At 64.3% G+C, this 25,591-nt stretch carries 12 protein-coding genes; 1 reads left to right on the forward strand and 11 read right to left on the reverse strand.

Annotated features, from left to right (window positions below):
- The 6 genes from K5607_RS08990 to K5607_RS09015 form a co-directional block, all read right to left on the reverse strand.
- A complete protein-coding gene (locus K5607_RS08990) occupies positions 1-8,565 on the reverse strand; it encodes a non-ribosomal peptide synthetase (RefSeq protein WP_221048851.1) in 8,565 nt (2,854 codons plus the stop codon).
- 188 nt (positions 8,566-8,753) lie between these two features.
- Positions 8,754-8,972, reverse strand: a complete 219-nt coding sequence (locus tag K5607_RS08995) for an MbtH family protein (protein ID WP_054774490.1) — start codon at positions 8,970-8,972, stop codon at positions 8,754-8,756.
- 356 nt (positions 8,973-9,328) lie between these two features.
- Positions 9,329-11,719: a TonB-dependent siderophore receptor gene (locus K5607_RS09000; protein WP_221048852.1), complete on the reverse strand. Its 2,391-nt coding sequence runs from the start codon at positions 11,717-11,719 to the stop codon at positions 9,329-9,331.
- Between the two features lie 230 nt (positions 11,720-11,949).
- The gene (locus tag K5607_RS09005) at positions 11,950-12,897 is read right to left on the reverse strand and encodes a FecR family protein (RefSeq protein ID WP_221048853.1); all 948 of its coding nucleotides are present in this window, start codon (positions 12,895-12,897) and stop codon (positions 11,950-11,952) included.
- A 188-nt stretch (positions 12,898-13,085) separates the two neighbouring features.
- The gene (locus K5607_RS09010; RefSeq protein ID WP_221048854.1) at positions 13,086-14,192 is read right to left on the reverse strand and encodes a hypothetical protein; all 1,107 of its coding nucleotides are present in this window, start codon (positions 14,190-14,192) and stop codon (positions 13,086-13,088) included.
- A 482-nt stretch (positions 14,193-14,674) separates the two neighbouring features.
- Positions 14,675-15,184: an RNA polymerase sigma factor gene (locus K5607_RS09015; protein WP_054774111.1), complete on the reverse strand. Its 510-nt coding sequence runs from the start codon at positions 15,182-15,184 to the stop codon at positions 14,675-14,677.
- A gap of 1,055 nt (positions 15,185-16,239) precedes the next feature.
- On the opposite strand from K5607_RS09015, the gene K5607_RS09020 reads away from it, so the two are divergent.
- Positions 16,240-19,053, forward strand: a complete 2,814-nt coding sequence (locus K5607_RS09020) for a CHASE domain-containing protein (protein WP_156302721.1) — start codon at positions 16,240-16,242, stop codon at positions 19,051-19,053.
- A gap of 62 nt (positions 19,054-19,115) precedes the next feature.
- Here K5607_RS09020 and K5607_RS09025 read toward each other — a convergent pair whose 3' ends face one another.
- The 5 genes from K5607_RS09025 to K5607_RS09045 all read right to left on the reverse strand — a co-directional run bounded on the left by K5607_RS09025 (position 19,116) and on the right by K5607_RS09045 (position 25,545).
- Positions 19,116-20,477, reverse strand: a complete 1,362-nt coding sequence (locus K5607_RS09025) for a PepSY-associated TM helix domain-containing protein (RefSeq protein WP_221046825.1) — start codon at positions 20,475-20,477, stop codon at positions 19,116-19,118.
- 109 nt (positions 20,478-20,586) lie between these two features.
- Positions 20,587-21,408: a sensor histidine kinase gene (locus tag K5607_RS09030; RefSeq protein WP_221046826.1), complete on the reverse strand. Its 822-nt coding sequence runs from the start codon at positions 21,406-21,408 to the stop codon at positions 20,587-20,589.
- A 35-nt stretch (positions 21,409-21,443) separates the two neighbouring features.
- A complete protein-coding gene (locus K5607_RS09035; protein ID WP_156302839.1) occupies positions 21,444-21,614 on the reverse strand; it encodes a hypothetical protein in 171 nt (56 codons plus the stop codon).
- Between the two features lie 459 nt (positions 21,615-22,073).
- Positions 22,074-23,315 (reverse strand): amidohydrolase family protein, encoded by a 1,242-nt coding sequence (locus K5607_RS09040; RefSeq protein WP_221046827.1) that lies wholly within the window; start codon positions 23,313-23,315, stop codon positions 22,074-22,076.
- Between the two features lie 10 nt (positions 23,316-23,325).
- Entirely contained in the window at positions 23,326-25,545 is a 2,220-nt protein-coding gene (locus tag K5607_RS09045; protein ID WP_221046828.1) for a TonB-dependent receptor, read from the reverse strand.
- Between the last annotated feature and the right edge of the window lie 46 nt (positions 25,546-25,591).

Below are 25,591 nucleotides of genomic sequence, written 5' to 3' on the forward strand. Positions count from 1 at the left end.
CTACAACGCCTCCTCGGCGACGGTTTCTTCCAGCAGGCATTGGGCTTCGTCCTCCGACAGCCCGGCCAATTTTTCGATGAGCGCCGTTTCGACCAGCAGGGCCAAACGCTCCACCGTGGGGGCTTCGAACAGGCTCAGCAGGGACAGCTCCACGCCGAACTCGCCGTGAATGCGCGCCAGCAGCTGCACTGCCAGCAGCGAATGCCCGCCCAGGTCGAAGAAGTTGTCGGTGACGCCCACCTGCTCGACGCCCAGCACCTCCTGCCACAGTCCGGCCAGGATTTCCTCGCCCGCATTGCGCGGGGCGACGAGCTCCCGCTCGGGCGCTTCCGGCTCCGGCAAGGCCTTACGGTCGATTTTGCCGTTGGGGGTCAACGGCAACCGCTCCAGCGGCATGATCACCGACGGCACCATGTAGTCCGGCAGGGTCTCTCTCAGGAACTCCCGCAACGCGTCGCCGCAAGACCCGTCGCGCCGCGCCTCGCTTTCCATCGCCACGTAAGCCGTCAACCGCCGGGCGCCGCTGCGGTCCTCCGGCGCCGTCGCCACGGCCTGCTTGACCTGGGGATGGCGCAGCAACTGCGCTTCGATCTCCCCCAGCTCGACCCGGTAGCCGCGGATTTTCACCTGGTGGTCCAGGCGGCCGAGGAATTCGATTTCGCCGTCTTCGCGGTAACGGGCCAAGTCGCCGCTGCGGTACAACCGCTGGCCGGGCGCCACGGCGAAAGGATCGGGCACGAAACGGTCGGCGGTCAGCTCCGGCCGGTTGAGGTAGCCGCGCCCGACGCCCACGCCCGCCACGCACAACTCACCGGGAATCCCCGCCGGCACCGGCCGCAGCCAGGGGTCGAGCAAGTGCAGGCGCAGATTCGCCACCGGGCGGCCGATGGGCATCACCGTAGTCGCCTCGTCCGGCGGGGAGGCGACGAAGTGGTAGGCCACGTCGTCCGAACACTCCGCCGGGCCGTAGGCGTTGAGCAGCCCCATGCGCGGATAGCGCTCCATCCACTGGCGGCAAAGGGCCGGGGGCAACGCCTCGCCGGTGGGCAGCAGCCAGCGCAGGCGCGACAGGTCGGCGCCGGCGCCGGACGCGTCCAGCATGGCGCGCATCAGGGAAGGCACCGCCTCCAGCACGGTCACGCCGCGCTGTGACAGCTGCTGCAGCAGCCGGTTGGGGTCGCGCACGACGCTGTCCGGCAGGATTTCCACCCGCGCCCCGCACAGCAACGCCGTCAGGAATTGCCAAACGGAAATGTCGAAACACTGCGACGCGGTTTGCGCGACGACGTCGCTGGCGCGCAAATCCATGGCGGGAATCTTGCTGAGCAAGTTATTGAGCATGCCGCGCCGTTCCACCATGGCGCCCTTGGGCGCGCCGGTGGAACCGGAGGTGTAGATGACGTAGGCCAGCTGGGACGGATCGGCCGGCCCGGCGGGCGGGCGCCCCGGAACGGACGCCGCCAGCAGCGCATCCATGGAATGCACCGCCACCCCGCCCTCGCCCGCCTCCTCCAGCTCGCGGCGCAAGTCGTCCGCCCAAGCGGCGCCGGACAGGATGTGGCGAACCCGGCTTTCCCGCAGGATTTCCGCCAGCCGCCGGCGCGGATGGTCCGGGTCGAGGGGCAGATAGGCGCCGCCGGCCTTGAACACCGCCAGCATCATCACCAGGAAGTCGATGCCGCGCGGCTCCAGCAGGGCGACCAGGGTATCGCGGCCCACCCCCAGCGCCGCCAAGGGAGCGGCCAGCCGGTCGGCGCGGCGGTTCAGCTCGCGGTAGTCCAATTGGCGGCCCTGGCAGGCCACCGCCACGGCGTCCGGCGTCGCCGCCGCCTGCGCCTCGAAACGCGCGACGAAATCGCCCAGGGGTTCGGGCTCCCCCGCTTCGCCGACGTGGCGCCCGATCCAGTCCAACTCCGCCGCCGTCAGGGGCGACAGCTCGCTCAAGCGGGCCTGCGGCCGGCGGATCATGGCTTCCAGCAAGCGGCGGAAATGCCCCAGCATGCGCTCCACGGCAACGGCGGAGAAACGCTCCCGCTGGTAGGTGATCTGCAAATGCAGCGCGGGGCCGGGAATCACCACCACCGTGATGGGATAGTTGGTGTGGGTGCGGCTGTGGCGGTAACGGATGTCCAGCCCGCGGCGGCCGTCCAGCAGCGCCGGGTCGATGGGGGCGTTTTCGAACACCAAGAGGCTTTCGAACAACGGCCGGTTATGGGGCAAGCCGAGCCAGGACTGAATCTGCAACAGGGAGGTGTGCTCGTATTGGCGCAGCTCCAGGTTTTTCTGGAACAAGGCGCGCAGGAAATCCTCCACCCGCGTCTGCGGCGCGATGTCGACGCGCAACGGCAGGCTGTTGATGAACAGGCCGAGGATGTGCTCCACCCCCGGCAGTTCGGCGGGACGGCCGGCGACGGTGACGCCGTAGAGCACTTCGCGGCGGCCGCTGTACTGGCTCAGCAGCAAGGCCCAGGCCGCCTGCAGCAAAGTATTCGGCGTTACCCGGCAGCGCTGCGCCAAGGCGGCCAGGGCGGCGGTGTCCGCCTCCGACAACCGGCTGACCGCGTCTTCCATGGCGCCGGCCACCAGCGCGTTTTCCGCGGCGCCGTTGTCGACGGCCAGGGGCGTGGGCTCGGAAAAGCCGCCCAGTTCCCGTTGCCAGAACGCTTCGTCCCGGCGGCCGTTTTGCCGCCCCAGCCAGGCGATGTAATCGCGGAACGGCCGCGACCGCCAGGATGGCAGGGCCCGCCCCCCGGCCAGGGCTTCGTAGTTGGCCAGGAAATGGCCGAAGATTTCCGACGTGCACCACTCGTCCAGCAGGATGTGATGGTAGCTGCGCACGAAGCGGTAGCGCGCCTCGCCCAGGCGGAACAGGCGCAGGCGCAGCAGCGGCGCTTGATCGAAAGGCAAGCCTTGATCCCGCTCCCGCTGCAGCAGCCGGGCCAATCGCGCCGACTGCTCGGCGTCCGTCGTCCCGCGCCAATCGAACAACTCGAACGGCGCCTGGATGCCGCCGTGCACCAGCTGGTGGGGCCGCTGCTGCGTGTCCCAATAGAATGAGGTACGCAGGATGGGATGGTGATCGATCACGCCCTGCCAAGCGCCGCGGAACGCGGCCGCGTCCACCTCGCCGTCGATGTCGTAGCCATCCTGCATCAGGTAGATGCCCGAACGGGGGTACAGCAGCGTGTGGAACAGCAGCCCTTCCTGCATGGGCGTGAGCGGATAGAGGTCCTGCAGGTCGCCGTGGCGGGACGACAGCCGGTCGATTTCCTGGCGGCTCAGTTCCGCCAGGGGGAACAACGGGTGCCGGTCCGCTCCCGTCGGCTCATCGCCGCCCTGCCCTTCGGCCTCGTCCTGCCGGGGATCGGCGAGGCGCAGCGCCTCGGCCAGGGCGGCGACGGTTTGGTGTTGGAAAATCAAGCGGGGCGTCGCCGCCAATCCGGCCTGGCGGGCGCGGGTCGCCACCTGGATGCTGAGGATGGAATCGCCCCCCAGCTCGAAAAAATTGTCGTGGATGCCGACCCGCTCCAGCCGCAGCACTTCCGCCCAGATACGCGCCCATTCCGCTTCGACGGCATCGCGCGGCGCCGCGTAGCGGTCGGCGAAGCGCCGCGCCATGTCCGGCGCCGGCAGCGCTTTGCGGTCCAGCTTGCCGTTGGAGGACAGGGGCAAGGATTCCAGCATGACGAAGGCCGACGGCACCATGTAGTCCGGCAGGGTTTCCAGCAGGAAGGCGCGCAGCGCTTCCGTCTCCGGCGGCGCTTCCGTCGCGGCCACCACGTAGGCGGCCAGGCGCCTGTCACCCGGCGCGTCCTCGCGGGCGATCACCGCCGCTTCCCGCACTTGCGGATGGGCCATGAGGCGCGCCTCGATCTCGCCCAGTTCGATGCGGAAGCCGCGAATTTTCACCTGGTGGTCGATGCGCCCCAGGTATTCGACGGCGCCGTCGGGCCGGTAGCGGGCCAGGTCGCCGGTTTTGTACAAGCGGCTGCCCGCCTCGCCGTGGGGATTGGGCACGAAGCGCTCCGCCGTCAGCTCCGGCCGGTTGAGATAGCCCCAAGCGAGCTGCGCGCCGCCGATGTGCAGTTCGCCGGCAACGCCCACCGGCACCGGGTTTAAGCCTTCGTCCAGCAAATGGATGGCGGTGTTGGCCACCGGCCGGCCGATGGGCACGGACAGTACGTCGCCGTCCGGCGAGCACTCCCAAGCGGTAACGTCGACGGAGGCCTCCGTCGGCCCGTACAGGTTGAAGAACCGGGCGCCCAGGTGGCGGAAAAACCGCTTTTGCAGCGCCACGCTCACCGCCTCGCCGCTGCAGATCACCCGCCGCAACGCGCCGCAACGCGCCAAGTCCGGGGCGGCGAGGAAGGCGTCGAGCATGGACGGCACGAAATGCACGGTGGTGACCCCGTGCCGCTCGATCAGGTCGATCAACCGGTCCGGGTCCTTATGGTCGTCGGGCCCGGCCAGGATCAAGCGGCTGCCCGCCAGCAGCGGCCAGAAAAACTCCCACACGGACACATCGAAGGTGTAAGGGGTTTTTTGCAGCACCGCTTCGCCCGGCTCCAACCCGAAATAGTCCTGCATCCACCGCAGGCGGTTGCAGATGCCGCCGTGGGGAATGGCCACGCCTTTGGGGCGGCCGGTGGAGCCGGAGGTGAACAGCACATAGGCCAGGGCGTCGTCGGCCACGGCGAGATCCGGATTGGCCGAACCATCGCCGGCCGGATCGGCCGCCAGCGCCGCCACGGCGCCGTCGAACCAAACGTAACGGTCGATGAAACGGGGCTGGGTCAGGATCAGCCCCACGCCGGCGTCCTCGGCCATGGCGGCCAGGCGCTCGGCGGGATAGTCCGGGGCCAGCGGCACGTAAGCGCAGCCGGCCTTCAATATGCCGAGCAGGCCGACCACCAGTTCCAGGGAGCGCTGGGCGCCGATGCCGACCGCCGAGCCCGGCTCGACGCCTCGCTCCAACAGGGAGCGGGCCAAACGGTTGGCCCGTTCGTTCAGCTGCCGGTAGCTGAGCCGCCGGTCCTCGAACACCAGGGCCTCGGCGTCGGGGGTTTTGCCGGCTTGATCCTCGAACAATTGGTGCAGGCAGCGGCCGGCCGGATAGTCCACCCGCGTGGCGTTCCAGCCGGCCAGATCGCGCCGTTCTTCCTCCGTCAGCAACGGCAGTTCGCCCAGCCTTTGCCCAGGCGCGGCGGCGATGCCTCGCAGCAAGCGGCGGTAGTGGCCGGCCAAGCGCGCCACGCTGGCTTCGTCGAACAAATCGCTGCGGTATTGGAACGAAAACAGCAAACCGTCGGCGCAGTCCGCCGCCATCAATTTCAGGTCGAAATTCTCCACCCGAGGATGGACGGCGATGGGCATCACGCTCCATTCGCCCCATAAACGCGGCGCGCCGCTTTCGCCCAGGGCCAGTTGCGCGAAGCCTTCTTCGACGCCGGACTGGGCCTGCTGCAAGACGAACAGGGTCTGGTAGATGGGCCAGCGGCCGTCGCCGCGCTCCGGCTGCAGCCGCTCCACCAGCAGGGAGAAGGGATAATCCTGGTGCTCGGCAGCCTCCAGCCAGGCGTCGCGAACTTGCGCCAGGTAGTCGGCGAAAGTCTGTCCCGGCTTGGGCCGGGTGCGCAGGGGCAGCGGGTTGACCATATTGCCCACCACCGGCGCGAAGCGCGCCTGGCCGCGCCCGCTGGTGGGCACGCCGACGATGATGTCGTCCTGGTGGGTATAGCGGTGCAGCAGCGTTTTGTAGGTCGCCAGCAACAGGGTGAACAGGGTGACGCCCTGTTCCTTGGCCAAGGCGCGCAAGGCCTTGCTCTCGGCGCCGTCGAGCCGCAACGCCACGGAAGCCCCTCGGCAATCGGGCGTACCGGGACGGGGACGGTCGGTGGGCAAGGCCAGCAACGGCAGCTCGCCGTCCAAGCGGTCGCGCCAATAGCGCCAGGCGGCCTCGCCGGCCGGCCCGGCTAGGTGGATCGATTGCCAGGCGACGAAATCGCCGTAACCGGCGGCCAGGCTCGGCAACTCCGGCTCGCGGCCGGCCGCCAGGGCTTGGTAAACGGTTTTCAGCTCCTGCAACAGTTGCAACAGCGACCACAAATCCAGCGCGATGTGATGGGCGCACAGCAATAGGGTGTGAGCGGCGTCGCCGTGGACGTAGAGGACGGCGCGGTACAGCGGTCCTTGCGCCAGGTCGAACGGCCGGCGCGCTTCCTCCGCCATGCGCTGCTGCAGCTGCGCGGCGGGCCAGCCGCACGCGTCGACGGCGGCGAAACACGCCGGCGCGTGCTGCGGCGCCAGCGCCTGTTGCGCCACGGTTTCGCCGTCGGTGCGATACACCGTGCGCAACATGGCGTGGCGCGCCCACAGCCGGTCGAACGCTTGCCGCAAGCGGTCCGCGTCCAGCGGTCCGGCGATGCGCAATGCCAGATGCAGGTTGTAGCCGATGTCGTCGGGGGCCATTTGCTGCACGGTCCACATGGCGTGTTGGGCGTAGGACAAGCGGGTGGCGGGCGCCGCCGCGCCCTCGCCCCCGGCCGCCGCTTCGCCCTGCCCCGCCGCCAGCGCCTCGGCCAAGTCGGCCAAACTGCGGTCGGAGAAAAACAGCGATAGCGGCGCGTCCGCGCCCAGCAAACGGTCTACGGCGTATTTCAGCTCCACCCGCTTGAGCGAATCCATGCCCAAGGCCGATAGCGAGCGGTCGTCCGCCAGGGCGGCTTCGCCGACGCCCAGCAAGTTCGCCGTTTTGGCGCGCATGAAGCCCGCGATCAATTGGGGACGCAACGGCGCCGGCACCGCCGCCAACGCCTGTCGCAGCAACCGCAGGTCCGCATCGCCCTCGCCGCCGGCGGGCAAGGCCTGCGCGGTTTGCGCGGCCAAGCCGCCGGAGCCGGCCAGCAGCGGTAGCGTGCCGTCCAGATAGGCCTGCTTGGCGGGCTGGCGGCGGATTTTGCCGCTGGAGGTCTTGGGTACCGTGCCGGGCTGGGCCAGCGCCAGTTCGGCGGCGGCCACGTCGCAGTTTTCCGCCAGCGTTTGCCGCATGGCGGCGAAAATCCCTTCGTAATCGGCCTCGCGCAGGGCCTCGCGGGCCAGCTCCGCCACCACCGCCACGCGCTCCTCGCCGTCGCGCTCCACCGGGAACGCCACGCAGCCGCCGGGACGCAGGCCGGCCACGCCTTCGGTGAGGGCCAGTTCGATGTCTTGGGGATAGACGTTGCGGCCGCGCAGGATGATGAGGTCCTTGATGCGGCCGGCCACCACCAGTTCGTCGCCGGCCATATAGCCCAGGTCGCCGGTGCGCAAATAGGTCTGCGGCCCTTGCCATCCTTGCGGCCGGGCGCGGAATATGGCCGCCGACTCCTCGGGCCGGTTCCAATACCCTTGCGCCACGCTGGGGCCGGTGATCCATACCTCGCCGACGTGGTGGTCGCCGCGCACCTCGCCGCTGGCCGGATCGACGATAAGCAGGCCGTGGCCGGGCTGGGTCGCGCCGCAGCTGACGGCGGCGGCCTCCTCGGGCCGGCGGTACGGCTTACCGGTCACGAACAAGGTCGCCTCGGCCAGGCCGTAACAAGGGAAAAAGCTTTGCCGGCGGAAGCCGCACGGCTCGAAAGCCTCGACGAACCGTTCCAGGGTCACGCTGCGCACCGGTTCCGAGCCGTCGAACGCCAGCCGCCAGCCGCTCAAGTCCAAGCCCCGCTTCTGTTCCGCCGTCACCTTGCGCACGCACAATTCGTAGGCGAAATCCGGTCCGCCGGAGGTGGCGGCGCCATGATCGGCGACGGCGCGCAGCCAGCGCACCGGTTTTTCCAGGAAGGCCATGGGCGGCATCAGCACTGCCGTGGCGCCCACGTACAACGGCTGCAACACGTTACCGATCAGCCCCATGTCGTGGTACAGCGGCAACCATCCCATCACGGTGGAACGCTCCGTATGGCCGAAAGCGTCGCGAATGGCGCGCTGGTTGGCCGCCAGGTTGCCGTGGCTGACCATGACGCCCTTGGGATCGGCGGTGGAACCGGAGGTGTATTGCAGGAAAGCCAGGCTGTCCGCCTGCAGCGCCGGTGGCCGCCACGACGGCGCCGCCCCTTCGGCCGGCAGGTCCGTCGCCAGCCATCGCAGGGCGGCCGCCGCAGCGACGTCCTCCAGCGTCCCCGGCAATTTGGCCGCCAGCGCCGCCGTGGTCAGCACCGCCGCCGGAGCGGCGTCCGCCAGCACCGCCAGCAAACGCCCCCGGTGCTGGCGGGTGGGCGGATAAGCCGGCACCGCCACGGTGCCGGCGTAAAGGCAGCCGAAAAACGCCGCGATGAAATCCAAGCCGGCCGGATACAGCAGCAAGGCGCGCTCGCCCGCCAGTCCCGCCTCCTGCAAACGGGCGGCGATGGCGCGGGCGCGCCGGTCCAGCTCGGCGAAACTGAGTTTATCCGTGACGGATTCGCCGTCTCCCAGAAAAACATAAGCGTTTTGCTCCGGCGCGGCGGCGGCGCGAAACTGCAACAGCGCGACCATATCCTTGGGTTCGGCAACGGCGGGGGACGGCGGCGATTCCTCTCGGCGCATGGGTATTTCCTCGAAACACGTAATTCAGTTCCGTCGCCGCGTCAACGAGTCGCGCTGCGGAACCTGATTTCCCTATTTATCACAACGCCGATACGGCCGATCCAGCGATGCGGCCGACGGCATATTCCCGGTATAAGCTAGCCTTGCAGACGCCGTATTTATGGCGGCGGCGGACAAGGCGATACTCGTCAACTCGCGTCTTCGGCCATTTGCCGGCGCAGGCTGAGCGGACGTATATCGGTCCACGCCGCCTTGATGTAGTCGAGGCACTCCTGCTTGCTGCCGGCCTTGTCCAAAGCCGTCCAGCCCAAGGGTATCTCCTTGTATTCCGGCCAAATCGAATATTGTTCCTCATGATTGATCACCACTTGGTAAACCGTGGCGTCGTCATCGTTTTCCCAGGACATCGTCAATACTCCTAACGCGAACATCTTGATTGATACATCGTGCGACGAAAACAATTACACGATGCATGCCAATACCGTATTCATGCGGTTTTTCTCTGGAAATAATTACCTGATTACACCGCATGTCAGCTTAGGATTACGGGATATCACGCAGCGTTTCGATACTCTGCGCCAGATCGCGCCATAACCCGCAAAAAACCCGATCGATCCAAATCGGGATCGACTATTTCTTGAAATATACCCGTGAATAAAAACCGGCATCCCTGCCGAAAATACGATGGGGTGGTCCGGCGGCTTTACCGCCGGCCTCTATCGCTGCGCCGGCGAGCGCGGCCCCCGGGGAGGCCGCCGCCTGCTTAAAACTCCAGGGTCAAGCGGCCATAGATTTGACGGGGAGCGCCGGTAAAGGCGCCGGTCATTTGGTCGTTGCTGGTGTAGTAGTGCTTGTCCAGCATGTTCAGCGCGAACAGCTCCGCCTTCACCTTTTTCCATTGGTAGGAGGCGGACATGTCCACGGTGGTGTAGGCCGGCAGATCGAAGGTGTGGGCGTTGTCGCCCGGCCGCTTGGCGACGAAATTGGCGCCCGCGCCCAGGGACAAATCCTTCAACAAGCCTTCGTCGAACTTGTAGCGGGTCCATACATTGGCCTGGTGCGGCGCCACGTCCCAGGGACGGTTGCCCACGTCGCCGTTTTGGCTCTTGGTGATCTTGGCGTCGATGAGCGCGTAACCGGCCTGCACGAACCATTGCTTGTTGATCTGATAGGCCAGGTCGATTTCCGCGCCGCGCGAGCGCATTTCCCCCACTTGGGCGTTGAAGCCTGGATTGGCCGGATCCGGCGTCACCACGTTGCTGCGGGTGATGTCGAAGAAGGAAGCGGTGCTGGTCAACCCGAAAGGCAGCGCCAACTTCACGCCGGCTTCCACCTGGTCCGACTTTTCCGGCTTGAAGGCCGTGGCGCGAGCGGCCTGGGCGGCGAAAGATGCGTCCACGTCGAAGCCCGTGCCGTAGCCGGCGAACAGCGTGACCGGCTCGAGGACGTGGTAGGCGCCGCCCACTTGGAAGCTTTTGTTGTCCAGGTCGTACTGGGTGGCGGCGCCGTTGGCGGCCAGCTTGGAACCGGCCACGTTGCTCTGGCGCACGCCGCCGAACAAGTCGAACTTGTCGGTAATCGCCATCATGTCCTGGAAGTAGAACGAACCGATGCGCTTGTCGTTGCGGAAGACGAACGCCTTGCCCGGCGTCAGCTGCGTGGAAAGGTAGGTCGGGTTGAGCGCGTCCATGGCCGGCACCCCGTTCAAAGCGGTCCAGCCGCCGTTGCTGGTGGCGTCCTCATATTCGCCGCCGATCAGCACTTGATGGCTGATGAAGCCGGTGTCGAACTTGCCCTTCAGGTCCAACTGGCCGGTGTACATGAAGTCGTTTTCGCGAAAATCGGCGCGGCCGGAGCGGTTGATGGTGCGCCGATCCGCCCGCACGCTGTTCATGAATATCTGCGTGCCGCCGACGTTGAACTCCATGTATTGGAAGCGCGGCGACAGCGTCCAGTTGTCGGCGACGTCGATGTCGAGCCAGGTTTGCAGCACCGGCGAAGTGGCCCTGAGGTTGTCCATGCCCGGTTCGCCCAGGTAGGTGTCGCGGGCGGTTTTTCCGACGATCTGGCCAGGAGCCGGAACGCCCGGGTTGGGCTTGGTGTCGCGGTCCTGGTATTCCATGTTGAGGAAGCCGCGCACAGGGCCGCCGTTGTCCCAGGACAGCGCCAGCGCCAAGTTGTCGCGATCCAAGCCCTGGTATTTGATGAAGCTGCCGGAGCGCTCCAGGTCGCCGGTGATGCGGGCGGTCAGCGCGCCGTCGGCGATCACCGCGCCGGTCACGTCGAACTGCACGCCTTTCTGGTCGTATTCGCCGCCGATCCCGGCGACGTAGCCGCCGAATTCTTTTTTAGGCCGCTTGGTGACGATGTTGACCAGGCCGCCGATGGAGCCGTTGCCGTATAACGCGCTGCCCGGCCCTTTCAGCACCTCGAAGCTTTCCACGTTGGTCAAGGCGGAATAATCCACGTCCGAGTTGAACTGGGTGCGGAAGCCGTTGCGCTGCTGGATGGCCTTGAAACCGCGGATGGTGAATTTCGGGAAGCGGCTGTAGCGCGATTGCCCGACGTTGGCGGAGGGCACGCCTTTCATGATGCTGCCCATGGTCAAGGCGCCCTGGTCCTTGATCGCCTCCTCGGTGACCACCTGCACGCTCTGCGGCACGCGGGTGATGCCCACCGGTATTTTGCTGCCGGCGGTGGAGACGGCGGCCTGGTAAGGCGCCTCCCGTTCGGCGCTGTGCGCCGTGACGGTCACTTTCTCCAGGGACGCCCCCGATGGCGGCGCGACGGTGGACGGCTTCTCCAGGGTCACCGTGCGGTTGGCGCCGACGCGGTAACTCAAGCCGGTGCCTTGCAACAGCTTTTGCAGCGCTTGCTCCGCCGTGTAGCTGCCGCTGAGCCCGGCGGTGGAAAGCCCTTGCGCCAAGGAGGCGTCGTAAACCAAGTGCAGGCCGCTGGTTTCCGCCAGCCGGTTGAGCGCGGCCGCCAGGGAGCTGGCCGGCAGGGACAGGTTGAACGCCTTGGCCGCGGTCTCCTCGGCCCGGCCTTGGCCCGGCGCGGCGGCCAGCCCGGCCAGCAACAAACAGACAGCGGCCCGCAGCGTGGTGTTTTCCCCTAGCCGGTCGCAACATGCGGCATTGCCGTTCAACTTCATTTCGTTACCTCCTTCGTCTGTCGATAAAGCGGGGCCGGCGCGATCGCTTTGGCCGGATATCCGATATGACGAAACAGGCGCGTGATTGAGGAGGTGGAATTCGCCTTTAACTTTCCGCCGCCGGCCCGTGCGCGAGGCAAGGCGGCGTCGCCGCGTCCGTCGACACGGGAGACGCGTTGGGAAATTGAACGGGGAAAATGCGCCGCGGGGCCGTCAGCCGGCGCGGGCGGTCAACGATGCAGCAGGACGAAGTAGCCGCTGAGCCGCGTGGAACGCAATTGCAGGGCGCTTTCGATGGCGGCCAGGGAGCCCAGGGCGTCGTCGGCGCGAAACACGCCGTTGACCAGACGGCCCGCGATGGAAGGGTCGGATATCCAGATGCGGCCCGCGTGGTGCCGGTTGAGTTCGGCCACCACCTCGCCCAAAGGCCGTTCGTGGAACACCAGCGCTCCGCGCCGCCACGCCGTGATGGCGTCGGTGTCGGCGGTCAACGCCGGTCCCGCGCCGTGATCGTCGAACGACAGCGACTGCCCTTCGGCAACGGCGACCGGCGCTTGGCCCGCCGCATCCACGGCGACGGAATGCTCGGTAACCGCCACTTGCGTCGATGCGTCGCCGATGCGGACGTCGAAGGCCGTGCCCAGCGCCGTCACCGTGCCGTGGGCCGTGCCGACCCGGAACGGCCGCGCCGGGTCCGGAGCTACTTGGAAATACCCCTCTCCCTGCAGCAGGCGCAGGCGGCGCTCGCTGCGCCCCAAGTCCACGTCCAGGGCCGATGCGCCGCTCAGCGTCACGACGGAGCCGTCGTCCAAGCGCACCGTTTGCGTTTGCCCGGCGACGGTGCGGTAATCGGCCAACAACCAGGCCGGCGCCGGCGACACGGCCCACAACGCGGCGGCCGCCGCCAGCCATCGGGCGGCGCGGCCGGCGCGGCGGACGGCATCCCCCGCAGGGCGCGCCGGAGGTGGCGCCGAAGCCGGCCGGACCGGCTTGCGCAGCCCTTCCAGCTCGCCCCATAGGGCGCACACCTCGGCGAAAGCGGCGCGGTGGGCGGGCGAGCGTTCCATCCAGGCGCGAAAAGCGGCCTGATCGCCGTCGTCGGCGCCGCCGTCGAGGGTGACCCACCAGGCGGCGGCTTCCTCGAACAACGCCTGTCGCTCGGTTTCGGCATCTTGCATCGATGGACACCCGGATCTAGAGATTTGCAACACGGCCCGCCGGCCGCCCACGGGCGCGCCGCCCGACAGTCCGACCGAGCGCCCCTCGCATTAACGCCGAAGCCAGGCGAAACAGGAGCGGCCGGCCGTTTCGAAACGGCAAAACCGCCGTTTATACGACGGTTTCGACCGCTCGGCGGGCGGAACGGCTAGCGCGACGCTCCGAAGAAAACGCCGGTGTTTTCCATATCCGGCGGAGCGATGGGGGTCGAGTATAAAAACGGCCCCTTGGGAACGGACGGGTCGTCCGCACGCATGGCGGAAAGGCGCCGCTTTTGCGGCTCGGTCAGCGTTTGGCCGACCTCGGCGAAGGCTTTCGCGTACAAATACGACAAATCGCCGTCCAAGGCGCCGTAACGCCTCGACAATGCCAGTACCTTGGCCTGATCGGCGACCCCGCCCTGAAGGAAACGCCGCAGCTCCGCCGCGATGTCACGCCTTACCTGGACGATCTCCGCCAAATCCCGCCGCTGCAGTTCGACTAAGCCGGTGATAGCCCGGCGCTGGGAGTCGAACAGCGCGGTCAGGAAACTCTCGCCGCTGTCGCCGGTGAGCGAGGTGCTGATGGCGTAGTCGCGTTTCCCCATGGCCGGCGCGGTCTTCATGCCGAAGCCTCCAAAATACATGCCGTGCCGTTCGGGACAGAAATAGGTGTCGGCTTCCAGCGAACCGGCATACCAGGAAAACATCTCGCTGGCGTAAGTCATCACCGCCACGTCCGCTTCGTGGCTCATGCCGCGCCGCTCGAGCGGCTCCGGCACGTCCGGCCAGGTGGAGGAATCGCCGAACTTTAGCCGCGAAAGCGCGGCTTTTTGCCCGTCGTCCAAGCGACGGAGGATATCGGCCATCACCTGCGCCCGCCGATAGGCCAGCCGGCCGTCGATGGCGTAAAGCTCCATCGAATGGTCGACGACCGCCTGGCGGTCCAGCCCATCGCTCCCCGCCGGGATACGGCCTTCGAGGTTCAGCCTGAACGCCTTGATCAGCGGCAGGCGCATCATGGCGAAGCGTTGGATATCCGCCTGCTGTTCGTCGGCCAGGGCCAGCAATTGCGCCTTCTGGCCGTTGTTGAGAATGGACAGCACGTTGTTGGCGATCCGGGTCAGGAACGAGGTGTTATGCCCTCCTCCCCGCGCATCGATGTCGCGCATGTACTGGAATCCGAAGTAGTCGGACACTTTGCCGGGCGGCAGGAAGGTGTCGTAGCCGAAGTCGCCGGTAAGGAAAGCCAAGCCATCGAACGCGATGGTATTCAATTGGGCGTGGTCGGAGGTCGCTTGTTCCAGGGAATAAGCCTTCCCGCCCCCTTGCCCGTTCTGCGCGGGTCGCGGCCTCGGCTCGCCGGCCCTTCCTTCCGCGCTATCGGGCCCACGACGCGGCGATGCGTTGCGCGGCTGATTGGGGCGGGCCGCCAGCCCGTTGGGCGTGGGGACGCAGGTCGCGGCGACCTGACCTTGGGGCGTCGCGTGCTGGACCACCGCCCCCGGACTTTTGCCGCGGCAATCCTCGTAAACTTGGCTTGGAGGCTCGCCCGGCGGAGCGGCTAGCGCCGCGAGGGTATAGCCCATTCCGAAAGCAAGCGTTGCCAGCCGTGTGTTCATGGCGCCTCTGGGAAAGTCAGGGATGGATTCGTTATTTTGGATAGGAACGGCCAAAAAACAAATCCGCTCGCCTTTTTTCGCGTCCCGCCCTTAAACGCGCCCGTTTTTTGCGCGTTTTCGCCGTTCGGCGGCGCGGGTTACATATCGCCCAGGCCTTTGCGCAGCACGATCAAAGCGTGGCGCAAGTGCTTTTCCACCATGTTGCGGGATATGCCCAAACGGTCCGCGATTTCCTGTTGGCCGATATCCTCGAATTTACGCAACAGGAACACCCGCTGGCATTGCGGCGGCAGCTGCTGGATCGCCGCCAACAGCAAATCCAACCGCTCGCGGCTTTCGACGATTTGTTCGGGGGTGACGCCGAAAGCCGCCGTATCGTCGTCCGCCGGTTCGGGATCGATGTAGCGGCTCTCCACCTTGCGGCGGCGCTCGTAATCCGTCGCCAAATTGCCCGCGATGCGGTAGAGCAAGGCGCGGGGATTAACCGCCTCGCGCCACAAACCGCTGGCGGCCAGGCGGTGGAAGCTTTCCTGCAACACGTCCGCGGCCGTCTCCCGGCAGCCCAAACGGCGCATCAACACCCGCCGCACCTCGTTTCCATGTTCGTCCATCAACTGAGCCAGCGTCAGCGTCGATACCTGCGTCATCATCGTCCTTCATGTCCTGCGAAGAAAAAGCGGAGGCCGCCCATGACCGGGACGACGGCTCCGCGCACTTCACAGCAGATGCCGTGCCAACGTTCACGATCCTTGATCGACGCCGGCCGCCGTCGACGCGGCCCCGGCGAAGTGTGTGATATGCCGCAGCCGGTGCGGCGAATGGCGTATTCCGGGAATTCGGAATTCTCGTTGCGCCCAATGGTTTACCCCCTAAAGGTTCAATGCGCCCGCGCCGGAGGGCCAAGCCAACGCGAAACCTACTCCGGCATTCGAATTGCGTTACCCCCTCCGGCCATCCTGGTAGCTAGCAATGCGTCGAGGCAACTGTTGATGGATCTAAAACTCTGATGCTGGCGACGACACTTGGAACTTGAGCGGCGCATCACTAAAGCAAACATCTGTTTTGTGACCGCATTCACGGTTTTTATTATGGCATGGTGAACGTGGAAAGCCCCATAAGCACTATACTTCTTAAGGTTTCTTAAGGGGTGCCAAAGGGATGGCCTACAGTGGGGCATGTCCGCTGGCGGAACGAGTCAGATACCTAAGAAACGCCATTTAAACGCTAGAGACTCTCACTGCGAGCGTGGCTCTACGCTTGCGTCCATTTACCGGTTAGTCTGCGCTTTGCGTTGCGGCTTAGCAGCAAAAAAGACATAAGACATTCCACGAATGTCAAACCATTTTCGACGACCACATAAGAATGTTTCGTAAAATAGGTCTTGACCTATACCGCATGGGAATGGCCGAGTTCTTAAACGCGACAACACGTTCTAGTACCCAGGGATACTGAAAACCGTTTCCGGCTTTACCAAAAACGGCGCCTCCTACGCATGCCGCTACTCCACTTATCCGCTAGGGTTAGCGAACCCAGCGAAAACGCTTGACGGCGAAATATCTCGTTACAAAGTTCGATATCGCTTGACCACGTAACGAAAACTCGAAGCACCTCGCTAGAAAAAGCCATCCAACGCCCGTAGGGGCATTCAAATCTTTATTGTGAAGCCAATACCATCGAGACAGATACCGGGAGCATCTTGGCTGTGAAAGGCAAACTGGTGCTAATTATTTCCGTAACAGCGGCTTATGTTTTGCTGGGTCGTCTAGGACTGTTTCTAGCGATACACCCTGGCTATGTGTCCGCTATTTGGCCGCCGGCCGGCTTGGCTTTGGGAGCGGTTTTAATATGGGGCCGATGGGCTATTCCAGGGGTTTTTTTAGGGTCGTTTATAAATAACGCCCTACTCGGTGGCAATACGCCACTATCTCCAAACGATTTGTTGATGCCGACGGTCATCGCCGTCGGGGCCACATTACAGGTCGCAATCGTAGCCCATGCCATCCGCCGCTGGGTTGGCTACCCCATGCCATTGCACAACGACAGGGACGTCATTGTCTTTATGGCCATTGCCGGCCCACTAGGGTGTAGCATTAATGCCACCTGGAGCCTCACCCTCATATCTTGGTATACCGGCGTATTCTCCTCCAATTTCGCACTTAATTGGGTAACATGGTGGACCGGCGACACCATCGGCTGTTTGGTATTTACTCCTTTGCTCCTGACCATTTTCGGCCAACCGCGCTCTGCCTGGGAAATGCGCCGAAAAGCCGTCGCTATTCCTTTGATGGCCAGCCTAGCGGCGGCGATCGCGTTATTCGTATACGCGGGAACCGCGGAGCGAGCGCGCATGGAATCGGATTTCGAGAAAACGGTGGAAATGGCGTTCAACGCGGTGGAGTCGAGCATGCTGCGTTTCAACACGATAGTGTGGTCCACGCGCGGTTTTTTCAGTGGTTCGTCATATGTCTACCGTAATGAATTCAAAAGTTATGCAGACAATTTATTGACTAGGGAACCGGGATTACGCGCATTGTCATGGAACCCGCTTGTAAAATTCAGCGAGCGACGCGCATTCGAAGCTAAACAGCGGGCCGGAGGGATAACGGATTTTGCTATTCGCGAAAAGGACGCGCAAGGCAAATCAACGACGGCCTCGTCGCGCGGCGAATATGTCGTTGTGACCTATATTGAACCATTCGAAACCAATCAGCGGGCCTTGGGTTACGATGTCGGCTCCGATCCGCTACGTCGAAAGGCGCTAGAGCGAGCCCGGGACACCGGCGAGCTGTCCGCTACGGCGCCCATCGTCCTAGTTCAGGAACCCGCGATTTCCGATCAGGGTGGTCTGGAGCGTCAGTATCAATCCGGTTTACTCCTATTCGTTCCGGTATACAGGAACGGAATTTCATTTGATAACGAAACTCTGCGACGCGACAACTTATCAGGATACGTTGTCGGCGTGTTGCGCGTTGGTGACATGCTGGATTCGGTTTTGCCGCCAACGTCGCGGCAGAGAAGAATCCTGCCGCTGCGTATCACCGACCTGGACACAGTGGATAACGGGTTGCTGCATGCCGACAGGGACTTCAACGATTTGTCGGCGTTACATTTGCAAAAGCAGCTATCCATCGGCGGCCGGCGTTGGCTGTTGGAGGCATCCGGCAATCCGGACGATTTTAAAGGCTACTGGTCTGCCTGGTATGTTTTAGGGGGAGGATTCATATTTACCGGACTACTAGCTGGCGTTTTATTGCTTTTAACGGGACGTACGCTATTGGTCGATTCCATTGTGCAAGAGCGGACACGCAGCTTAGCGGAAAAGAATCAGCGCTTAATACAAGCCGAGGAGGAGATGCGAGTTTCCAAGGAAATCGCCGAGCGCGCGAACCGCTTAAAAAGCCAGTTTCTTGCTAACATGAGTCACGAAATTCGCACTCCGCTCAATGCGATACTCGGATTTAGCGATCTTGGGCGACACGTTCCGGATACGTTGCATGAGGTATCCGAGTATTTCGACGAGGTTCACCAGGCTGGCGACAGCCTATTAAGAATCATTAACGACATTTTAGACTTTTCCAAAGTGGAGGCTGGCGAACTTTGCTTGGAAAGCATGCCATTTTTTCTCCAGGATGTTGTGTTCGGCGCCTCCAGCTTAGTGCGATACGGCGTCCAAAAGAAGGGGTTGACGTTCTTTTGCGAGCTAGATGAAGGTGTTGATGGCGAATATTTTGGCGATCCTCACCGAATACGGCAGGTTCTGGTTAATCTACTTGGTAACGCGGTCAAATTTACCGAGCGGGGACACGTGCGGCTAAAGGTGGGACGGGTAAAACTTGACGGCGATCAAGCGGAATTGGTTTTTATAGTAGAGGATAGCGGCATCGGCATCGCTCCGGAAGTCAAAGACCAACTGTTCCAACCGTTCGTTCAAGCGGATGCGTCCACTACGCGTAAATACGGCGGAACGGGATTGGGATTGGCAATTTGCCGGCAACTGGTGGCGTTGATGGGCGGCAGAGTCAGCGTGGAGAGCTCCCCCGGGTTGGGCAGCCGTTTCATATGCAACATCGTTGTTGGCGTTGCCAATGAAAACACCTTGAACAAACCGCAAACGTATGAAAAATCCGTTGAGACCAACGTTATTTCTTCGGCCTCGCATCGCGTGTTATTGGTAGAGGACAAGTTGGTCAATCAGGAGTTGGCTTGCAGAATGCTGGCCCGGTTGGGCGTGTCGGTCGACGTGGCTTCAAATGGAAGCGCGGCATTGGAAGCGCTAACCGAAAAACATTACGACTTGGTATTGATGGATATCAAAATGCCGGTTATGGATGGCTTGGAAACCACTCGCCGTATTCGTGGCGAAGGGCAATGGCAAACCCTGCCGATTATTGCGATTACCGCCAATGCTTTATTGGATGAAGTTCAGCTCTGTTTGCAAGCCGGCATGAATGATCACGTGGCCAAACCGATTCGGATAAACGACTTAAAGGCGCTTTTAGAGAAATGGTTGAAATAAGCGCGGCGTTGCCGTTAAGCGACTCGGCGATCGCGCCTTCGATCATAAAATCATTTGACCGGCTAAAGTTCGCGCATAAACGACCACCTCCCCCGCAGCCAACGCCATAGGCGACCATATCGTTGCGACGCCAATAGGCGCCGCCGCCACTTCGACCATTGCGTCGGGCTCGGCCGCACGGACCAGGCCCGCCGACCGGCTTGCAGCGCCAAGGGCACGGCGACGCCGATAACTTTCCGTGCGACGCCGTAGGCGCGGCCGCCCTGGCGGCGACCGTACGAAAGCCAGGCGGCGACATCCACCGGCCGGTCCCGCACGACGCCGCGCCGGTGCAGCCAACAGAGCAAGCCGCTGGCGAACAGCAGCGCGGGCGTCAAGCCGGTCAGGAACCAGATAAACCGTCCCGTCGCGCCGAAAGCCTCGCCGGTGTGCAGCGGCCACATCCAGGTGGTGAAGGCTTGTCCCGCCGTAAATTGGGCTGGATTGCGCACCGCCTTGATTTGGCCGCTCCAGCGGTCCACCCACACCACGGTGAAAGGGTGCGCCTGGTTCAGCTCGCCGGCCTGGCGGAAGTTGACGCGGTAAACGCCGGCGTCGCCTTCGGGCGTGGTGATGCGCCGCAGTTCGGCGCGGCGAAACAGGCTGCGGGCGATAAAATCCGCCGCCGCCAGCCCGACGGGATTGTTGTTGGGAACGGCCGTGCTGCGCAGGTCGGGGCTGCCGTTGCCGTGATGGCCCATGCCGGACGCCCCGGCCAAACTTTCCAGCACCGCGGGATAACTCAGGTGAACGCCGGTCAAGGCCAACAACAGCAAGACCGTCGCGCTGGCCAAACCGACCAGGCGGTGCAGGTCGAACGCCAGCCGCACGACGCCGGCATTGCGGCGGATGGCGAACGCCGATTTGAGCCGCGCCAAGCCCGGCCACCACAGGTATAGCCCCGACGCCACGGAAATCGTCAGCAACAGCCCCAACGCGCCGACGAAATTCCAGCCGTTGCGGTCCAGCCGCAACTGGGTGTGCAGGTCGAGCAGCCAAGTGGTCGCCGTATGCCCCCAGTAGCGGCTGGCGACCACTTCGGCGGTGTAGGGATTCACAGACACCATGAGCGGCGCGTAATACTCGCCGAGCGTTTCATAAGGCGCTTCGTACCAGGCGGTCATCATGCCGCGGGGCGACCGGGGCATTTCCAAGGTCCAGGCGCCGTTGTAACGCGGATGGGCGCGCCGCACGGACTCCATGATCCGGTCCAGGGACGCGTAGTCGCGCCCGGGCCGCTCCACCACCAGCTGCGGATTGAGCAGCTCGTCCAGCGCCTCGCGGTAAACGCTGAGACTGCCGGTAAGGCCTAGCAGGGCGAAGAACAAGCCGGCGCTAAGCGCCAGGTAGCGGTGGCAGCGAATCCAATTATTGCGGGTGAACATAAGGACGGAGAAAACACCAAGCGAATAGCCCGTGGGCCAAGGCGGCACACTATACCAAGGCTTGCGGCATGGTCCGGGCGGTTGACGCGGGAAAATCGCGCCGCGCCGGTCAACCGGCCAGCCGAACCCCTTGCGGCAAGGATGGCCGGGCCGGCAAAGTCACCGTAAACGCGACGCCCCGGCCGCCGATGCCGTCGTCGATACGAATCGTGCCGCCGTGCTGCCTGGTCAACAAGTAAGCGTTGTACAGCCCCAAACCGGAGCTTTGGTAGGCGCGCTCCGCTTTGACGCCCAGCCGTTCGAAGCGATCGAAAACCTTGCCGCGCTCCTCTACCGGTATGCCCGGCCCGTCGTCGGCCACGGCGATCAGCACCGCCGCATCGTCCACTCGCGCCGACAGCCGCACGCATCCCCCCTCCCCCGCATACTTCAAAGCGTTGGACAGGATATTGTTCAACACGTGGTACTGGATACGGCACATATCCCAGTACACCGCGGGCAGCGGATCGTCCAGCTCGACCGTCAAGGCGATGCCCCGGCCCTGGGCTTTCGACCGGTAAATACCGCCGATCGACTGCAACACCTCGCCAAGATCGGCGATTTCCACCAGTTCCAGGTCTTCTTTGCCCGACTCGAGGCGAGCGGCGCACAGCAACCCTTCGACCAACCGCACCATGCCGTTGCCCATACTCAGGATGGTGTTCACATCGTGCAGTATTTCCGCTTTGTCCATCTCAGCGGACGGATCCGACAAACCGGCTCGCAAGGATTCGCCCACCCCCAAAATCACGTTGAGGGGCGACTTCAAGTCGTGGGCGACCATGGTCAATAAACGGTCTTGGCATTGACAGACGCGGCGCAGTTCCTCCAAGCCGTGAATCCCCGCCCCGGGCTCGGCGAAAACGGATACGGTATCCTGCTGTTGGTACATACCCCCTCCTCTAAGATAACCGGCGCTCGGCCTATTCAGCAGAGCCCCGACTCGATGGCGCGGGCGGCCGCCAAGGCCGCGTCCAGTGAATCGTAAGGCGCGCTGATGGCACGGCGGCGACCGAAATTATCCTTGGCCATCACATACCAGCGATGGGACAAGCCGGACAGTTCCACCCAAAGCGATTCGATCGAGGTTAAATTCATTGATTAAACTCCTTTTAAAGCGTCGAACGGCAAGAACCCGCCTTATGCGCCCGGCGGGTTTCCTCGTTGCGCCAGGAACAAGGCTAGCCAGCGAAACCCCGCAAGGAAATGCGGCAAATTGTCGCAATCGCCCGGTTTTAATCCAAACGGGCCAAATGCCGCACCCCATGCGGCATTTGCCGCAACCGACCGCTGGACGCGTTGGGAAAACACAGGCGTTAAGGCCTGTTATAACTTGGCATGCCTACTGCTAAATAACGGGCGCATAACCTCAATAATGCGCGTCTGACACCGGCAATTAATCGGTTACTATCCACCGTATTGGTTGCCGGTGTTTTTTTCGCCCATCGATCCGCTAATCGCGCAAGATGGGGCTTGGCTTAACGTACGGCGCCGGCAAGCGGATGGCGGGGAGGCGTCGGAACGGCCTCGCCCTCGCCGATCCACGCCAATCTACCATCAATACGTTACAGAAAGATGTCCGTTCGCGACCACCCGGCCGCCCGACACCACCAGGTCGGGATATTCCAGCAGCTTTAAGTTCTCCTGCGGATCGCCACGCACGGCGATAAAGTCGGCGGGAGCGCCGGGAGTTAAGGTGCCCAGCGGCGCCAATCCCAAGTAAGCGCCGGCCTTGGCGGTGACCGTGCGGAACAAGTCCTGCGTGGACATGCCGCTAAGTTGCCGCAGCCAGTGCAGCTCTTGGGCGTCGATGCCCCACGGCACGTCCGTGTGGGCGATCTCTGCGCCGTAGAGGAAATCCGCGCCCAGTTTCGCCAGCGCCATGGCGTTGGCGTGGGCGCCGGCACAACCGGATAGGGTATCCAGGGTCGATACCACCTTCACGCCTTGCTCCACCGCGCGCCGCAACAGGCCGTCGCCGATGGCGGCGCAGGGGATATGCGCCCATTCGTCCACGCCGGCGTCCAGGGACAGTTCCACGCCCCGGCTCTCGCCCACGTGGGCCGCCACCTTGCGGCCGAGCCGGTGCGCCTCCTCCACCGCCGCCTTGACGACTTCCGGCGGCAGCAGCGGCCACGGCGGGCCGAACCGGCCGCCGCCGTGGCCATGACCGTGGCCGGTGTTGTTCCAAGGCGCGCCCGGTTCGCCGCCCGGTTCCAGGGCGATTTTGATCACCGCCGCCCCGCCCTCCACCAGCTGCCCCACCATCCGCCGGGCTTCCTCCGCGCCGCGCACCGCCACCGCCACTTCGCTGTCGCCGAAGGTGGCTATGGGATAACCGCCCGGCGCCGTGAGAATGGGGCCGGCGCTGAGCAAGCGCAGCCGGCCGTCACCGCCGGAAGCCGCCAGCAGCGGCCCGCCCACGTCCCGCACGGTAGTGATGCCGTGACGCAGCACAACATCGGCGGGGATACGGTGGAAGGCCAAATGGGCATGCAGTTCGATGAAGCCCGGCAGGATGGTGGCGTCGCCCAAATCCATTTCCCGCGCCCCCTGGCCGCGCAATTCGGCGGCGGAGCCCACCGCGACGACGTCGCGGCCGGCGATCAACACGCCGGCGTCCTGCCGCATGCTTTGGCCGTCGAAAACGCGGGCGGCCAATAGCAACAGCCGGCCCTCCTGCGCCGGAACGGCGGCGCCGCCCAAACCCACCGGTTGCGGCGGCGCGGCACAGGCGGCCAAGGCAAAGGCCGCCGCGATGGCTACGGGCCGTAGCCGGTTCCATATCGTCGATTTCATGGCCTACCCCTCAAAAGCTGGCGGCAATGCCCACCTGGCCCCAGATACCCGGCATGGGATAACCGGGGCGGTAGGAATACTTGCTGTCCAGCAGGTTTTCGGCGGCGACGAATACCTCACCTTTTTTGCCCAGCACGGGCAGCGGATAGGACACGCGGGCGTTGACCACCGTGAAGGACTCCACTTTCTCGGTGTTGCTGGCGCCGCCGAAGCGGGAACGGTTCAGCGCCCACACATCCCCTTGATATTGCATATCCAGCGCCAGTTTCACCGGCCCGACCTTGCCGTTGACGCCGGCGGTTACCGCGCTGCGCGGCGTATAGGGCAAATGGCCGATGCTGGGATCGAGCAAGGTCAGGCCGCCGAACACCGACCAATCGCGGCCGATGTCCTGGCGGATCGCCAGCTCCATGCCCTTCATGCGGTAGGCGCCCAGGTTGATGAACTGCGGCGGCGGCGGCACGTCCGGCGGGAAGCCGAAGATGTAGCGGTTTTTCACGTGGTCGACGAAGTAGCTGAAGTCCACTTGGGTGGAGTCGAACGGCATGGCCTTGAAGCCCACTTCGGCGTGGTCCATCTCCTCCGCCGTCAGCTGTTTCCAACTGGAGCCCAGCGGCATGATGGAAGACAGCACCGCCGTTTCCAGGCCGGCGAAGTTGACGCCGCGGGACAGGTTGCCGAACACGGTCAACCGCTCGGAAGCCAGCGACAGGCCGAAATGGGGCGCGGTGTTGGATTCGAACTGGTTGTGGTCGTAAAAGCGCACGCCGGCCGAGGGCGTCAGCGTCCAATCGCTGCCCAGCGCAATGTCTTGGCTTAGGCCCACATAGGGCGAGGTGACGCGGAAAGTGGGCGCTCCCACGGTATTTTTCGGTTCCGGCGCCAGCGGCTTGAACCGCACCTGGCCGGAAATCCAGTCGTTGTCGATGCCGGCCTTCACCGTGCCGCCTTCCCACAGGGAAAACTGCTCCTTCCAGCGCAGGCCGTCCATGTTGAAGGAGGACAGCGTATCGCCGGCCGTGCCCGACTGGTTGAGCCAGTTGCCGTCGCCGGCGTTGTGGTAGACACGGAACTCGCCCAGCCAACTGCCGTGCTCGTGGGACAAGGCGGCGGACACCATGCCGGCTTCTGTGGTGTATTGCGGCGCCACCGACGGTTTCGGCAGGCGGGAGTCGCCGGGATCGCTGGCGGTATTGCTGGTGTAAAGGAAGTTGACGCTGGTAGCCCAGTGCTGGTTGATCTGCCAACCCAACCGGCCCATGACGTTCTTCAGCTCGCCGTCGGCATTGGCGCGGTGGCCGTCCGATTTGGCATAGCCTTGCGCCAGCATGAAGTCCACGTCGCCCTGCTTGCCGACCACGTCCGCTTGCTCGATGAGGGTGCCGTAGAAGCCGCCGGACAACCGGGCGCTGCCGTGCACGCCGTCCTCGGTGGCGCGTTTGCTGGTGAGGTTGATGGAGGCGAAGTTGTTGCCGTTGGTCTGCGGCTGCGGGCCTTTGTTGACGGTGATGGATTCCATGCCGTTGACCGGCAGCAAGTCCAGCAAGGGATGGCTCCACACGCCCATATACAGGGGAATGCCGTCCACATAGGTCTTGATTTCGCTGCCGGGGCGGCTGGCGCCCATGCCGCGCACCAACACCAGGCCGTCCTGCTCGCCGCCGAACGCGCCCACCGGATTGAAGCGGGAAATCTGCACGCCCGGCGTGCGGCGCAGGGCGGCGGCCAGATCCACGGCATTTTGGTCGCGGATCTGGTTTTCCGTGACCACGGCGGAAACGCTGGAGTAGTTGTCCAGCTTCACTTCTTCGATCACCGGATGGGCGGTCACCTCGATGCCGGCCAGCGCCTGCACGGGTGCGGGCGTAACAGCGGCGGCCGGGGCCGGTGGCTTCTTGGGGCCATCGGCCGCCGGCTTGCGTTCCAGGGTCCAGGTGCCGTCGCCGGTACGGCGGGCTTGCAGCGGCGTGTCGGCCAGCAGTTTGCCCAGGGCCTCCTCCGGCGTGTAGCGGCCCTTCAAGCCGGAAGTTTTCAGTCCTTTGGCCAAATCGCTGCCGTACAACAAACGCACGCCGCTTTGCCGGCCGAACAACAGCAAGGCGCTGTCCAGCGGCTGGGCGGCGATTTGGTAAGCGGCGGCGACTTCTTCCGCCCGAACGGAGGCGGCGGGCAACGCCGCGCAGGTGGCCAACAACAGCGGCGGCAGGGACGGCAATAGGGGTTTCGGCATGGATTACCTCGTCGGTCTGTGGCTTGGGTTCGAGCCCCAAAGGGGC

The sequence above is a fragment of the Methylogaea oryzae genome (genome assembly GCF_019669985.1).
GTDB classification, from domain to species: Bacteria; Pseudomonadota; Gammaproteobacteria; order Methylococcales; family Methylococcaceae; genus Methylogaea; species Methylogaea oryzae.

What these genes read in the sequence shown, in the direction of transcription:
- K5607_RS08990 (WP_221048851.1), bottom strand. Translation starts at nt 8,565, where the DNA reads ATGCGCCGAGAGGAATCGCCGCCGTCCCCCGCCGTTGCCGAACCCAAG.
- K5607_RS08995 (WP_054774490.1), bottom strand. Translation starts at nt 8,972, where the DNA reads ATGTCCTGGGAAAACGATGACGACGCCACGGTTTACCAAGTGGTGATC.
- K5607_RS09000 (WP_221048852.1), bottom strand. Translation starts at nt 11,719, where the DNA reads ATGAAGTTGAACGGCAATGCCGCATGTTGCGACCGGCTAGGGGAAAAC.
- K5607_RS09005 (WP_221048853.1), bottom strand. Translation starts at nt 12,897, where the DNA reads ATGCAAGATGCCGAAACCGAGCGACAGGCGTTGTTCGAGGAAGCCGCC.
- K5607_RS09015 (WP_054774111.1), bottom strand. Translation starts at nt 15,184, where the DNA reads ATGACGCAGGTATCGACGCTGACGCTGGCTCAGTTGATGGACGAACAT.
- K5607_RS09025 (WP_221046825.1), bottom strand. Translation starts at nt 20,477, where the DNA reads ATGTTCACCCGCAATAATTGGATTCGCTGCCACCGCTACCTGGCGCTT.
- K5607_RS09030 (WP_221046826.1), bottom strand. Translation starts at nt 21,408, where the DNA reads ATGTACCAACAGCAGGATACCGTATCCGTTTTCGCCGAGCCCGGGGCG.
- K5607_RS09035 (WP_156302839.1), bottom strand. Translation starts at nt 21,614, where the DNA reads ATGAATTTAACCTCGATCGAATCGCTTTGGGTGGAACTGTCCGGCTTG.
- K5607_RS09040 (WP_221046827.1), bottom strand. Translation starts at nt 23,315, where the DNA reads ATGAAATCGACGATATGGAACCGGCTACGGCCCGTAGCCATCGCGGCG.
- K5607_RS09045 (WP_221046828.1), bottom strand. Translation starts at nt 25,545, where the DNA reads ATGCCGAAACCCCTATTGCCGTCCCTGCCGCCGCTGTTGTTGGCCACC.